At 62.7% G+C, this 12,730-nt stretch carries 14 protein-coding genes and 2 pseudogenes; 6 read left to right on the forward strand and 10 right to left on the reverse strand.

What is annotated here, in order from left to right:
* Nucleotides 1-6: 6 nt before the first annotated feature.
* The gene (gene eco, locus KVT39_RS20380) at nt 7-507 is read left to right on the forward strand and encodes a serine protease inhibitor ecotin (protein ID WP_034184781.1); all 501 of its coding nucleotides are present in this window, start codon (nt 7-9) and stop codon (nt 505-507) included.
* A 33-nt stretch (nt 508-540) separates the two neighbouring features.
* On the opposite strand, the gene KVT39_RS20385 is transcribed toward eco, so the two are convergent.
* On the reverse strand, nt 541-1,155 hold the full coding sequence (locus tag KVT39_RS20385; protein ID WP_217590060.1) for a TetR/AcrR family transcriptional regulator: 615 nt from the start codon (nt 1,153-1,155) through the stop codon (nt 541-543).
* 115 nt (nt 1,156-1,270) lie between these two features.
* On the opposite strand from KVT39_RS20385, the gene KVT39_RS20390 reads away from it, so the two are divergent.
* A complete protein-coding gene (locus KVT39_RS20390; protein WP_217590061.1) occupies nt 1,271-2,011 on the forward strand; it encodes an SDR family NAD(P)-dependent oxidoreductase in 741 nt (246 codons plus the stop codon).
* A gap of 43 nt (nt 2,012-2,054) precedes the next feature.
* On the opposite strand, the gene KVT39_RS20395 is transcribed toward KVT39_RS20390, so the two are convergent.
* A complete protein-coding gene (locus KVT39_RS20395) occupies nt 2,055-2,582 on the reverse strand; it encodes a hypothetical protein (protein ID WP_254640565.1) in 528 nt (175 codons plus the stop codon).
* Nucleotides 2,583-2,888: 306 nt separating this feature from the next.
* Here KVT39_RS20395 and KVT39_RS20400 point away from each other — a divergent pair, with 306 nt between their 5' ends.
* On the forward strand, nt 2,889-4,004 hold the full coding sequence (locus KVT39_RS20400) for a right-handed parallel beta-helix repeat-containing protein (RefSeq protein WP_217590062.1): 1,116 nt from the start codon (nt 2,889-2,891) through the stop codon (nt 4,002-4,004).
* Between the two features lie 320 nt (nt 4,005-4,324).
* Here the strand turns inward: KVT39_RS20400 and KVT39_RS20405 are convergent, their stop codons facing one another.
* Together KVT39_RS20405 and KVT39_RS20410 are read right to left on the reverse strand one after the other, a co-directional pair.
* On the reverse strand, nt 4,325-4,783 hold the full coding sequence (locus tag KVT39_RS20405; RefSeq protein ID WP_217590063.1) for a hypothetical protein: 459 nt from the start codon (nt 4,781-4,783) through the stop codon (nt 4,325-4,327).
* Between the two features lie 52 nt (nt 4,784-4,835).
* Nucleotides 4,836-5,258 (reverse strand): hypothetical protein, encoded by a 423-nt coding sequence (locus tag KVT39_RS20410; RefSeq protein WP_217590064.1) that lies wholly within the window; start codon nt 5,256-5,258, stop codon nt 4,836-4,838.
* Between the two features lie 119 nt (nt 5,259-5,377).
* Between KVT39_RS20410 and KVT39_RS20415 the strand changes: the two genes are divergently transcribed.
* Complete coding sequence (locus KVT39_RS20415; RefSeq protein ID WP_254640566.1) at nt 5,378-5,752, forward strand: helix-turn-helix domain-containing protein; 375 nt, start codon at nt 5,378-5,380, stop codon at nt 5,750-5,752.
* A 958-nt stretch (nt 5,753-6,710) separates the two neighbouring features.
* On the opposite strand, the pseudogene KVT39_RS20420 reads toward KVT39_RS20415, so the two are convergent.
* The 6 genes and pseudogenes from KVT39_RS20420 to KVT39_RS20445 form a co-directional block, all read right to left on the reverse strand.
* Nucleotides 6,711-7,159: pseudogene (locus KVT39_RS20420) on the reverse strand (IS5 family transposase); the annotation flags it as partial.
* Nucleotides 7,160-7,605: 446 nt separating this feature from the next.
* Entirely contained in the window at nt 7,606-7,902 is a 297-nt protein-coding gene (locus tag KVT39_RS20425; RefSeq protein ID WP_217590065.1) for a fimbria/pilus outer membrane usher protein, read from the reverse strand.
* A gap of 37 nt (nt 7,903-7,939) precedes the next feature.
* Nucleotides 7,940-8,587, reverse strand: a complete 648-nt coding sequence (locus KVT39_RS20430; protein ID WP_217590066.1) for a hypothetical protein — start codon at nt 8,585-8,587, stop codon at nt 7,940-7,942.
* A gap of 10 nt (nt 8,588-8,597) precedes the next feature.
* A pseudogene (locus tag KVT39_RS20435) lies at nt 8,598-9,119 on the reverse strand (molecular chaperone); the annotation flags it as partial.
* A gap of 33 nt (nt 9,120-9,152) precedes the next feature.
* Complete coding sequence (locus KVT39_RS20440) at nt 9,153-9,314, reverse strand: hypothetical protein (RefSeq protein WP_217590068.1); 162 nt, start codon at nt 9,312-9,314, stop codon at nt 9,153-9,155.
* A 19-nt stretch (nt 9,315-9,333) separates the two neighbouring features.
* Nucleotides 9,334-9,912, reverse strand: coding sequence for a spore coat U domain-containing protein (locus tag KVT39_RS20445; protein WP_217590069.1), 579 nt, complete (start codon nt 9,910-9,912; stop codon nt 9,334-9,336).
* Nucleotides 9,913-10,491: 579 nt separating this feature from the next.
* Here KVT39_RS20445 and KVT39_RS20450 point away from each other — a divergent pair.
* Together KVT39_RS20450 and KVT39_RS20455 are read left to right on the forward strand one after the other, a co-directional pair.
* Nucleotides 10,492-11,463, forward strand: coding sequence for a threonine/serine dehydratase (locus tag KVT39_RS20450; RefSeq protein WP_368858931.1), 972 nt, complete (start codon nt 10,492-10,494; stop codon nt 11,461-11,463).
* Nucleotides 11,460-12,404: an ornithine cyclodeaminase family protein gene (locus KVT39_RS20455; RefSeq protein ID WP_217590071.1), complete on the forward strand. Its 945-nt coding sequence runs from the start codon at nt 11,460-11,462 to the stop codon at nt 12,402-12,404. The genes KVT39_RS20450 and KVT39_RS20455 overlap by 4 nt, the downstream gene beginning before the upstream one ends.
* The last annotated feature ends 326 nt before the right edge of the window (nt 12,405-12,730 follow it).

The raw sequence follows: 12,730 nt of genomic DNA on the forward strand, positions 1-12,730 counted from the left end.
ACATCGATGAAATTCGCGATCCGGGCCGCGCTGGCCGCTTTCTGCGTTACGACTGCCGCCGCGTGCGTGGCTGGCCCCGCATCGACGGCCGCCGTGCCGGCCGAGTCGATCAAGATGTTTCCGCAAGCAGCGGCCGGCCAGCAGCGCGCCGTGATCGCGCTGCCCGCGCTCGAGAACGAGGGCGATGCGCGCGTCGAGCTGATGATCGGCAAGACGCTGCAGACCGACTGCAACCAGCAGTGGTTCGGCGGCGAGCTGACCGCCGAGGACGTGAAGGGCTGGGGTTATACGTACTACCGGCTCACCGACGTGAAGGGGCCGGCGTCGACGCTGATGGCGTGCCCGGGCCAGGCGCCGCAGCAACGGTTCGTGCAGGTGCGCGGCGACGGCCAACTGCTGCGCTACAACAGCCGCCTGCCGCTCGTCGTGTATGTGCCGGACGGCTTCGAGGTGCGCTATCGCGTGTGGCATGCGTCGAAGGATGTGCAGCACGCGGCGAAGCAGTAACGTAGCGGCTCGCGCGGCTTCGGCGTCCTGCGGCTAGACGCCGCTCGCGCCGACGAGCGCCGGCCACGCGGCCAGCGCGGCCTGCGCGATCGCCTCCAGATCGCGACGGCTCGCACCGTCGCGCGCCTGGATCGACATCCCCTGTTGAACCGTCACGTAGTACCGCGCGATTGAGTCGAGGTTCGCGTGCGCCGCGATCTCGCCGGTCGCGACACCTTGCCTGAGGCGCTCGCGCAACGCTTCGACCGTGCTTTCGCGCATCGCGATCAGCGTTTGCCGGACGGTGTCGGAACGCTCGGCCGGGTGCAGTGCCGACAGCACGATCAGGCAGCCGGCCGGCTTCGAGCGCCGCGTGAACACGCGCGCGGTATCCATCAGGTAGTTCCGCATGGCGTCGTGCGCGCTGCCGGCCTGTTCGACGCCGTCCCAGATTTCCCGTCCCTCCGTTGCGCGGTAGTGCTCGAGCGCCTGCCGGAACAACGCTTCCTTGCTGCCGAACGCCGCATACAGGCTCGGTGACGCAATGCCCATCGCGGCCGTCAGGTCCGCCATCGACGCACCCTCGTAGCCGAGCCGCCAGAACACCGCCATTGCGCGATCCAGCGCCGCTTCCTTGTCGAAGCTTCTCGGTCGGCCCCGTTCAGCCATTGCATCCATCCCTTCGTCGATATCTGTATCGATCGATAAAATAATTCAATTGACAGCGCCGCGCAACGTGCCACATTCTGTGTCGACCGTTACATAAATAAGGAAAGGAACGAACATGAATCGACTTCAGGGCAAGCGTGCACTGATCACGGGCGGCAGCCGCGGCATTGGTGCGGCCATCGCGAAACGGCTGGCGGCCGATGGCGCGGACGTCGCGATCACTTACGAAAAATCTGCCGAGCGGGCGCAGGCCGTCGTCGCCGGTATCGAGGCGCTGGGTCGGCGCGCCGTCGCGATCCAGGCTGACAGTGCCGATCCGGTGGCGGTGCGCAACGCGGTCGATCGTGCCGCGGAGGCGTTCGGCGGTCTCGACATCCTCGTGAACAACGCGGGGATCTTCCGCGCAGGCGCGCTGGACGACCTCACGCTCGACGATATCGACGCGACGCTGAACGTGAACGTGCGCGCGGTGATCGTCGCGTCGCAGGCGGCGGCGCGGCATCTCGGGGAGGGTGGGCGCATCGTGTCGACCGGCAGTTGCCTCGCGACGCGCGTGCCCGATGCGGGGATGAGCCTCTATGCGGCGAGCAAGGCCGCGCTGATCGGCTGGACGCAGGGGCTCGCGCGCGATTTCGGGCCGCGCGGCATCACGGTCAACATCGTGCATCCGGGGTCGACGGATACCGACATGAATCCGGCCGACGGCGAACATGCCGGTGCGCAGCGTTCGCGGATGGCGATTCCGCAGTACGGCAAGGCTGATGACGTGGCGGCGCTCGTTGCGTTCGTCGTCGGGCCGGAAGGGCGGTCGATCAACGGGACCGGGTTGACGATCGATGGCGGCGCGAACGCGTAAATGCCGATGCCCGGCGTGATTTGGCCGGGCAGCGTTGCGTTCGTTATCGGCAGCCGAGCCGTTGATGCTCGGTTTCCAGGTCGGCCCGCTTGTCGTAAGCGCGCAGTTCGTTGCGCGGCTTGCCGTCCGGGCCGATTCCGCGCACGATTTTCTGGCCGCGGTCGGGTGCATGCGTTACAGCGTCGATGCCGGCGGCCAGTTCCCGGCAGCGTGCGTCGGGGGACGCGCTTTCCGGGCGCGGCGCTGCCGCGCCGGTGACGTTGGCGATGCCCGGGCTGACATAGCGCTGCTTCGCGTGCGCGGTGCCGGATGCGGTGCCGGTATCGGCGGCGTTCGCCGTGCCGGTCAGGGTCGAAAGCGCGGCCAGTGCCGCGATCGTTCGAATCATGGTCGGGTCCTTGGGTCCGTTGTACATGCAAAGGTTCGGGATTCTACGCAATGCCCGATGCGTGTCCGTGGCGATCGGGCAAAGTGCGATCGCATGTCGCATGTCATCGAAATGAATCGGAGAGGATCGCCGACGGTTTGTGCGTGAGGCGCACAGCGCGGCGGGTCGGGCGAAGGAGTTCATTTACAAAAACGCCGGGCGTACTTACGATGAGGCCACCTCGGGCTCGCAAGAAATCGTATGCGTACAGTCGATCGAGTGATGCTTGCCGCGCTTTGCCTTGGCGTCACTGCATGCGGCGGCGGCGACAATGCTGCGCCGGCAACGCAGACGGTTGCGAGTACACCTACATCCGCCGCTGAGCCTGCCAGCGCGGCATCCGGTACGACGCCTTCATCGACGAATCCCACCAGCCCGGCGCCGACGGCCAGTCCGGCCGGCGCGACGCTTTCGCCCACCCCTGGCGCAAATCCTGTTCTCGTCGCTGACGTGACGGTCTTTCCGGCCGCCGACGGCAGCGATCAGGCCGACGCGCTGCAAAAGGCATTCGACAGCCTGAAGGCCGGCCAGCGCCTGGCCATCGCGCCGGGCCGCTACGTCGTCGGGCATTCGCTCGCGGTGACCGTGCCCCGGGTGGTGATTTCCGGATACGGCGCGACGCTGGCCGCCACGAATCCGGCCGACCAGACGATCGTGATGAGCGGCGCCGGCTCGACGCTCGTGGGCGTGACGCTGGCCGGTACCGGCACGACGCGGCTCACGACGCCGGCTTCGACCAAGGTCGAGGTGACGGGGGCGGGCGTCCAGGTGCTTCGCGTGACGATCGACGGCGGCGCCAGTGGCGGAATCTTCGTGTTCGGCGGCAGCGGCGTTGCGATCGTCGGCAATACGGTTCGTGCGACGCTCGCCGACGGCATCCACACGACCTACGGTTCGACCAACGTGCTCGTGCAGAACAATACGGTGACCGGCACCGGCGACGACCTGATCGCCGTCGTCAGCTATGTCGGCGACGGCCGCGTCAACAGCAATGTGCTGATCGACCATAACGCGGTGTCCGGCAACGCATGGGGGCGCGGCATTTCGGTGGTCGGCGGCCAGGCCGTGACGATCTCGAACAATACGGTCGACGGCGTGCAGAAGGCGGCGGGGATTCTGGTTGCACAGGAGGACAGCTGGAAGACCTACGGCGTGTCGAACGTGGTGATCACCGGCAATGTCGTGGCCAACATCCAGAATTCGAATGTGAACAACGGGTTGCAGCCGACGCAGCAGGCGGCGATCGAACTCGACACGTGGACGGGAACGGTCACGGACGTCGCGGTGACCGGCAACCGTGTATCGGGGGCCGGTTATGCGGGTTTCCGGGCGTATGGAAACGTGTGCTCGTTCAGCGTGACGGGCAATACGTTCTCGTCGATCGCCGGCTCGCCGGTGTCGCTGCTGTCGAGTGGTTGTGCGGCGAGCCAGATCGTCGTCGACGCGAACCGACTGGGCGACGGCAGTGTGCTGGCACGGCCGTCAGGGGCGTCGGCGACGGGGGCGTTTACCGTGACGGGGGCGGATGCGAGTCTTATGCCGCAGGTGCGGACGGGGGTGATGTGAGGAGCGGGGGACGGGGTGCGGTCGCCTGACGGCGTTCTGCGTGCGCGGTTCCGGCAGGTCGGGTCCGACGGCAAGTCGTAAACAGGGGCGCGTGCGGGAAATTTTCTGGTCCCCCGACAGAATCCATGCTGGTCCGCCGGTTATGGGAATAGCCGGCAACCTTTGAAGAAATACCCCCAAAAATACCCCCAGGGGTGATCTGTAGAGGGGTTCGGGCAGGACGATGCTCGGCACATTCTGCCGTTGGCCCAAATCCGCCTCGTCGCGACGCAAGATGCCGCGGGCATATTGCGGCCCAAATCTGCTCATCTGTCGACATGCTATTCATTGCTGGTCCCGACTGAGACGCACAGAAGAGGCATTGACCTGCCGCCGGTTCGGGCGTCGGCAGGTTCGAGTCGAAGGAGAAAGTCGAAGTAACGTTCCGAGAGTTTGCCGAGTTGCTCTTGCACTGCACCGAGTTTAATCAGGCATTGGGCGTCCCAGTTCATACCCACCACGAGCTCGCTCGTTTCGCAGTTCCACTCGCTCAGTAGAATCGCAGCGGCCCGAGCATTTTCTTCGGCGAACCGCTCGATGCGCTGCTCGATGTAGCGCACATCGTCGCGCATCAGCGTGCCGGAGATGCGCAGCGAGACGGTGTTTGCTACTTCATCGTACCTTAGATACACCGTCGCGATACCGCCCAGATGTCGAGACACCCGATCAAGCTGTTCGTCTTCCAGATCGTCTTGGACAGGCAGAGCACCCGACAAGACGTAGCGTGCTGGTTCTTCCATGATGAATCTCCGCTGGTTCGCCCACTTGATCTGCACAATCGGCGCTGAGAAGTCAGTTTTGTCTCGCGTCTTCACGATCTGGTAGATCCGGGTTCTTGAATTTGTTGAGAATCCAGGCTTGACGTTGCAGAAAGGCTTCTAGTTGTACGTGTTCGTCGGCCAGTTCCTCAAGCAGTTCGACATGGTGAGCGAGTCCGACTGGCAGGAACGACAGTTCCCCGAAGCGCACGCGGCGAAGCACCGCCCCGGTACACGTCCATTTCTGGGAGAATTCCTCGAGTGCATCTTCGACCGATGACACCTCCTGGTCCGAGAGTGCGCCGCGGATGCGGATCAAAAAGGAATGGGTGACCGCATCGGTCGCGTAGTAGACGTCAGCAGGTTCCGCAACACTCTCAGCGAATTGCTGAGCATGGAAGTGTCGAAAGTTCTCGAGAACGGACAGGGCGCCGCGAATTTCGTAAGTGAAAGACATAGAATCTACTCCAGCAAAGGACTGCTGTTTTTCGGGGCGTATGCAGTCGAATTTTCCTGCACGCGCGACAACGTCGAGGCTCGATCGTGTACTTATCACGCTAGTCAACAAAAACGTATATGTCAACTGATAATCCACGTTTGGATAACTTTGCGCTGCGTCTGAAGCAGGAGCGACGACGCCTGCGTATGACACAGGACGAATTGGGCAACTCTGGCGGCGTTCGAAAACAGGCGCAGTCCAACTATGAGAAGGGTTTGCGGTACCCGGACGCCAACTACCTGGTTGGAATTGCAGAGGCCGGGGTTGATGTTCAGTATCTGCTGACTGGCCAAACGTCCAATCCTGCGACGCTCCGGCTTGCCAATGAGGAGGAGCGACTTCTCGCAGGCTTCAGAGAATTGAAGAGTCGGGAGAAGAGGGGCGTGCTGGCGCTGGTCGACGCGATTAACGGATCCGTGTCGGGGGAGTCGGACGGCACTGAGGACAATTGATCGCAACGTGATGATGTAGCTGGCCGAGGCGGGCGAATATGGGGACACCTCCCTGACAGTAACTTGTCGGCGGTCGAACCGCACGCATCGTTCGCTGCCGATTCGGCGCGACTTCGTGCCGCAGCCGCCGCTACACCTGCGCAATCAACATGTACGTGGGATCCAAACGCTCTCAGTTGCCGTCATGGTGAGTCGGCGGCGTATATGCTGCCCATACCGACAATTGAGCCTCACCGCTTCGACCTATCAATGGTGCGCGTAGAGTTCCATGTGCATGGCGCCCAAAACCGGCGCAAGCCTATCCTGCGCGCTACTTTGTTTTTATCTATTTGTTTCCGCCGTTCGCTAATCCCGCGAGTGCGATGCTTTGTGCTGCACAGAAAAGCGGAGGTCGCCTGCAAGAAAGCCGAGTCCGTTCGAACGAGAAACCTGCACGTCTGGCGCAACAAAGTGAACTGACTGCGGCGAAGAGGACACGTATGTCGTGTGTGCAGGTTCGATGCGGTCCGTTGATCACTCCGCGCAGAGAACTCGAACGGTGGGAACGATGCGGTGCATGCAGGCCGATCACATGTTGCGCACGAAAGACGACTAGCCGCGAGCGCGAAAATATCGGGGCGAGCGCAAATCAAGCAAGCCGGTATCGACGTAGAAAGACAGAAAAACTGCGCGGATTGAATCCAATCTATCGAGAAGAAACTAATCGATTGTTCTCCACAAGATTGCACACGTCTAATTTCAAGCGTGGCTCGTCTTCTTGGTACTTGATTGAACCCTCGATCGGCTGCGCGACGTCGATGCACATGGTCGCGCGCATTGAGGCGCTTACTGCAATCGCACGATGGCGCAAAAAAAAAATTCGGTACCGTGTGATTCCTGCCTGTTCTTGCGTGTTCTGATGCTTTGAATTCGGCCTGTTTCCGGGTATTGACGGGCATCATTCTGCTTAGAGACGGTTTCATAAAGACTGCCGAGTCCGCTGCAAGGTGTTCCAGCAGATCAAGCAGCAGCCGAGTTTGAGGAACGCGCCGTGAATCTCAGCACGGCGCTCGAAACGAATACGGAGGCGACGGAAGTGATGCAGCCAGGCATGCCTGCGTTCAACAACCAAGCGATACTTGCCAAGGCCGCTGCCATGTTCGGTACGGCGCTTGGCGATCGCCGGCTCGATACCACGATCGCGCAACGCTCGTCGATGCCGCTCGGAGTCGCAAACCAACATCGGCGTAGACCACACGCGGCCTTCTCAGTGGATGGCCTCGCAATCCGCGAATCGGGGGGATTACCGAATCGCGTCGATCAGAGACAGCAATTGCGTGACGTCGTTGACATTTGCGCCGGTCAGGATCGCGGCGAGCGGCGTGCCGTTGGCGTTGGTGACGATATGGTGCTTGGAATCGGGTACCGCTCACTTCCCGTTGGAACGTACAGCCTGATCGCGCTCGGAGCGGTGTCACGGTCGACTCCCGCATATGCGACGACCACGGAGCCGAACCGCCCCAGCGACAGGCCAAACGCTGGCGTTGAGCCGCAACCGTGGAACCGGGTCGCCGTTCGTTGCCGCGACGTCCCGGAAGTCGTGGCCGGCCACCGAGACAGAGGTGCCAAAGCTGAACACTGTGCCGAGGCGCTGGACACCGGGAAAGCTGCGTGCCGGTGCGCCCGGAACTGGTGCTGGCCGCTGCGGCGGCGTTGAGCACGGCGAGATTGCCGACATTCACTACGAGGCCGCCGCCCGCCATGAACGTTCCCGCGGTGCCCACGGCGCTGGCTTCGACGGTCACCGCCGTGGACAGGCCGCGACGCCAGGTCGCGGTGGCCGAAAAGTTGCCGTAGTCGTTGCTGAGCAGGCCCTAGTTGCGTCGCACTGCGCCCGCTTGCATGGAGAAGGCATGCAGACCCGGGGCAAGCGGCGCCGAGCTGGCATAGAAGGGCAGCGTTGCGACCAACTGCTGGCCCAGCGCGTTAGTCAGCGTCATCGAAATCGTCCCGGCCTCCGTCACCATCGGCAGTTGCGGGATCTCGAAGGGCCCCGCCTCGACTTGCCGCGAGAACACCCTGGTACCGTTGGCCAGCACGTCCACCGTGGAGGGGACGGCGGCAGAGCCGCTCACCATAGGCAACGGAAAGGTCACGAGATCGGGCCGCATTCTGAAGTCTAAGGTGACCAGTGCCCCCCGAGGCGAACTAGGTGCGTCCAGCCGAGGCCACCCGTGAGGAAGTCGCCCAAGCGATAGCGGAGCATCTTATCGGGGTCCAACATCGTATAGGTCGAATCCAGGCGTATCGCCGACGCCGTACCGGGGCCGCCCGGACCTCCGCCGGCATAGGCCAGCAGTCCCGAGCTGACGCCCCCCAGCGCGAGAACGCCCGCAGGTCGAGCAGCCCGCTGGCGACATTCCGGCGATCGGTGCCGGTGCCGCTGATGTCATAGTTGAGCATTGCACCCGTGCCGCTCGTGACTGCCCCACCGCCGCCGGAGTTCCCTTCGGGATGCAGCAGCGCTGGCAGCGGGCGGTCATTGGCAGCGGTGACGTACAGCGTCTGGCTCGTCTGATCGATGCGCCAGGTCAACCCAGGCAGGTCGGACAAGGCTATCGGACCGTCAGGCACCGACGCGAGGGAATCGGGCACCCGGAAGCTGAGGTCGTGCAGTTCTCCTCGCCGTGCCATCAGCGCGCCGTCGCACAGCGTGAATTCGCCGATCTTGCCGGTGGAATGACCATTGACCTGCACCGCCAGCAGCAGTGTCCGCTCGGCGGCTTCGGTCGGTCGCGGCATGATGGCCAGCACGAGTATGACGATCGTCGCACGGCACAGGCGCATGACGGCCACGCGCGGGCGATCAGGGACCCGCAACGATAGACACCGGCTGGTCGACGATACCGCCGGTGTCCGCGTGCGCGGTAAGGCACACCGTTCCACCTGGTACCGGCAGGCGGGCCTGCGCGACAATGCGCCAACGGCAGGTGGCGCCGGCGAGAACGTACGGCGATACGTTAGCCTCGGTCTGCAGCCCGCTGCCCTCGCTGGTCGTGAGCGCGATGTCGCGGATCGCTTCGTGGCGACCACCGTCATTGAACGCCACGAGCCAGGCCTGCCCGGTATCGCGCTCGATGTGAAATTGCACATGCGGGGCCACCCGGATCGCCAGCTCGGCCAAGACCGGAATGGACAGGCGCAGCGCGATGCGCACAGTCCCCGGCGCGGCTGGCGGCGGGATCTGGTCGAGCAGGAGGCGGTAGGTGGCCTCACGTCCCTGCGGCGGCAGGCGGAGCACCAGGCGCACGATATGGGTGGCCCTCGGCGCGATCGTGGCGAGCGGCGGACTCGCCGGCACCTCATCGGAACTCGTGAGCTGGTCGTTGCCATCAGGCTGATTCCAGGCGAAGGCGCGGACCTAGACGCCGGTCTCGCTGTCGCCCTGGTTGATGACCGTCAGGGCGGTGGCCATCCGTCCCGCTGCCATCTGAATGGTGACGGGCAGCACCGTCAGCGACTGCGCGCTGACGGCGCCCTGGCAGAAGAGCGATGAACGTCGCGACGCGCGCGACCGCTCCATATAGCTTTGCCGCCATCAGTCAATAGGTGACGGTGGCGGTGATCGTATCGGTGTACGCCCCTGGCGCGACAAACTGGCCCGCCGCCACCCGGCCATAGACGGTCAGTGTCTGGGCGCTGCCTGAGCCAGTGCCGGCCACGGTATCGGTGCCGACCGTATTGCCCCAGTTGGTGGTCCGCCCGGCATCCTGGAACAGCGAGTAGGGCAGGCTGGCGCCAGTGATGCTCATCGCGCGGCTGGTCACCGTCGCGCCGGGCGTCAGCCCGGCATCGAGGCCGACGTTATACGGCGTAGTGTTGCTGCAGGTGATCGTGAGAGTGGAGGTGGCGTCCGTCTGCGTGCCCGCGTAGGCGCCGAAGGTCAGCGGGGTGGCCGAGATCTGGCAGGTAGCGTCAACCGGCGCAGTGACGGCCATCGTGCCGGTAGTGGTGGCGGCCGGCAGATTGAACGCCAAAGTCCCCAGAAGGCCAACGCCGACGACAAATAGTTTGTTGTGACTGCGCCCCCGCACGATGCGGGCAGCCCCCCGGTCTGACAGGATGCGGCTGCCATTCCGACGGGAACGTGACGAAGACGCCATGCGACGCAACAGTTTCATGGTGATACCTCCCAGTAATACGTGTGGGAAACGGTCATGACAGGTCGCTGGCAATCCGCCGATACGGCGTGCCCGATCCATCGGAAGAGCCTTGATTGTTTCAACGTAATCTTCTGCTCTTTAAACAGAAGATTAGTGCATTTACTGCGACGCATAAGTGTTTATTCATATCAATCGTTCGGATGTGATTGCCGTATCCACACGCAAGAACCCCGCGGGAAAAGACCGTTGGAATGCACCTTTCTGAATAATTATTTCGGTTTGCGAGGCGAGTGGGATGTGTTATTCCGCATAAGTGCTCGCTTGTGTATTGCGCGTCAAGATTATTTACGCTGATCGAGGTCAAGCGATACTGGCGACGTGAAGCATTTGCTTCCGTACGATGCTTGTATGGGTGTCAATGCGTGTATGTCCGCATTAAATGAGACGGCTCGCTTCCTAGAATTAATAGGCTATCCATAATGGACGGATATCTCGGTGATTTCATATTCGTCGCCAAATTGCACAAGGGTGTCGGTCCATCCGATGCGAACTGACCCGATGTGCCCGACCGCCGCAGGGCGAAACAAGGGGGAACCCGTGACGAACGATTTATTCGCGAGGATCGAGGACGCACATCGCGCGATGCGTCCGCTGGTCGCGGTGACACCGCTTTTGTACAGCCCCGTGCTGTCGAATTCGACCGGTTGCGAAGTCTATTTGAAGTGTGAGCATCTACAGCGCACGGGGTCGTTCAAGTTTCGCGGCGCATGGAACAAGATGCGGTTGCTCGATCCATTGGCACGTCGCAATGGTGTGTTGACGGTATCGAGCGGAAATCATGGACAGGGCGTCGCCCTCGCCGGCAAACTCGCCGGCGTACCTGTGACAGTTTATGCGGCCAGCACGGCGTCGCCGCTCAAGCTCGACGCGATCCGGGCATTCGGTGCGAACGTTGTCACGATCGACGACACGGCGCTAGGTGTCGAACTTGAAGCCCGTCGTCAGGCGGAACTCAAGCAGATTACATTCATATCGCCGTACAACGATATCGACGTCATCGCCGGGCAGGGAACCATCGGTCTCGAACTCGACGAGCAGGCCCGTGAGGCCGGAATGGACCTTTCCGCTATTTTCGTTTCCGTGGGCGGTGGAGGGCTGATATCGGGTGTCGGCACCGCCGTCCGGACATTGCATCCGTCGACGGAGATTGTGGGCTGCTGGCCGGCAAATTCGGCGGCTCTTTACCACTCGCTGAAAGCGGGCAGGATCGTCGAATCCGAAGAGTCCGACACGATTTCTGATGGCACATCGGGCGGCATTGAGCCGGATACCGTGACGTTCGACATCAGTCGGAAAATCATCACGGGAACCGAACTGGTGACCGAAGAGGAAATCAAGGCGGCGATGCGGCTCATTGCGCAAACCGACGGCTGGATGGTCGAGGGCGCCGCGGGCGTCGCGCTGGCGGCGATGCTCAAGCGTGCGCCGGAATATCAGGGACGGGCGGTTGCCGTCGTGATCTGCGGCCGGAACATCATGCTGGATAAATTCATCGAGGCGGTGCGATGAGAATCTGGACCAAGGATGAAATCGTTGCGCGTTTTGACATGGAACGTGCGGTGCGAATGGTCGAGCAAGGTTTTATCGCTTACTCGCGGGGTGGGGCGCAGGTGCCGCCAATCCAGCATTTTCAGTTTGCTTCGGTCAATGGCGAGTGCTGTATCAAGTCGGCGTATGTCGACGGCACCGCGACATTTGCGGTCAAGGCATCTTCCGGGTTTTACAACAATCCAGAGATGGGACTGCCGAGCAACAGCGGGCTGGTCATGCTGTTTTCGGCGACGACGGGCGAACCCCTCGCATTGCTGCAGGACGAAGGCTGGCTGACTTGCGTGCGCACCGCGATCGCGGGACAACTAGCGGCGCGTCTTCTCGCACCGCACCAGGTTGGCGGCATCGGGATCATTGGCGCGGGCGTCCAAGCCCGCTTGCAACTGGAGTATCTGAAACCAGTTACGGTGTGCCGCGAGGTGCACGTGTGGGAACGGAATCGGGAGCGCAGTTTGCAATTTGCCGCCGACATGTCGGCGCAGGGGTTTTCCGTGCAGGTTCATTCCACGGCCGAGGACGTGGCGCGAAATGCGAACCTGATCGTCACGGTGACACCTTCACGCGAAGCGCTGCTTCAAGCAGAGTGGATTCGCGATGGCACCCACATCACGGCCGTGGGAGCCGACGCTGTTGGGAAGCAGGAGCTCGATCCGCGCATCGCTGCCCGGGCGGGTGCCGTCGTGGTCGACTCCATCGCACAGTGCAGTCAGTATGGCGAAGTTTCCCACGCGTTATCTGCGCGGCTCATTCACACGGATAAGTTGGTGGAAATAGGGGTCCTGCTTGCCGAAAAGCGTCGGGGCCGCAACGACGCCGATCGGGCGCAGATCACCCTGGCGGATTTGACTGGCGTCGCGGTGCAGGATGCGCAGATTGCGGCGAGCGTGGTCAGTCGATAGACGGAGCGGAGATAGCGGCGCGTCGGCCGCAGACGGACGGGCAGGTGACGTTGCCATCGGGAACCGATCGTGTTGTTAGCCGGGCCGCCCGTGAGGACGTATCGATTGCGGTCGCGTATTGGTATCTGGTTCGGGCACTGAGCCGTGACGCGTCGTCTCGCCGGTTGAGGCTGGCTCCGCGTCGCAGGGTAGGTCGGACGCGGAGCGCAGCTTGATGTCGGGCGCTTACGGTGCTGAATTAGCCTGGTCGCATCACACGGAATGCGCGTGAGTGGATTTGGCGCTGTCTTCGATCCACCACCAGTTAACCGCGACATTGAGCCCAT

The organism is Burkholderia sp. GbtcB21, from assembly GCF_019091065.1.
Taxonomy (GTDB): Bacteria; Pseudomonadota; Gammaproteobacteria; order Burkholderiales; family Burkholderiaceae; genus Burkholderia; species Burkholderia pyrrocinia_C.

Bases quoted from the DNA above. Each gene is read 5' to 3' on its own strand.
- eco (WP_034184781.1), top strand. From the start codon at position 7: ATGAAATTCGCGATCCGGGCCGCGCTGGCCGCTTTCTGCGTTACGACT.
- KVT39_RS20385 (WP_217590060.1), bottom strand. From the start codon at position 1,155: ATGGCTGAACGGGGCCGACCGAGAAGCTTCGACAAGGAAGCGGCGCTG.
- KVT39_RS20390 (WP_217590061.1), top strand. From the start codon at position 1,271: ATGAATCGACTTCAGGGCAAGCGTGCACTGATCACGGGCGGCAGCCGC.
- KVT39_RS20395 (WP_254640565.1), bottom strand. From the start codon at position 2,582: ATGAACTCCTTCGCCCGACCCGCCGCGCTGTGCGCCTCACGCACAAAC.
- KVT39_RS20405 (WP_217590063.1), bottom strand. From the start codon at position 4,783: ATGGAAGAACCAGCACGCTACGTCTTGTCGGGTGCTCTGCCTGTCCAA.
- KVT39_RS20410 (WP_217590064.1), bottom strand. From the start codon at position 5,258: ATGTCTTTCACTTACGAAATTCGCGGCGCCCTGTCCGTTCTCGAGAAC.
- KVT39_RS20415 (WP_254640566.1), top strand. From the start codon at position 5,378: ATGTCAACTGATAATCCACGTTTGGATAACTTTGCGCTGCGTCTGAAG.
- KVT39_RS20425 (WP_217590065.1), bottom strand. From the start codon at position 7,902: ATGCGGCCCGATCTCGTGACCTTTCCGTTGCCTATGGTGAGCGGCTCT.
- KVT39_RS20440 (WP_217590068.1), bottom strand. From the start codon at position 9,314: ATGGAGCGGTCGCGCGCGTCGCGACGTTCATCGCTCTTCTGCCAGGGC.
- KVT39_RS20445 (WP_217590069.1), bottom strand. From the start codon at position 9,912: ATGAAACTGTTGCGTCGCATGGCGTCTTCGTCACGTTCCCGTCGGAAT.
- KVT39_RS20455 (WP_217590071.1), top strand. From the start codon at position 11,460: ATGAGAATCTGGACCAAGGATGAAATCGTTGCGCGTTTTGACATGGAA.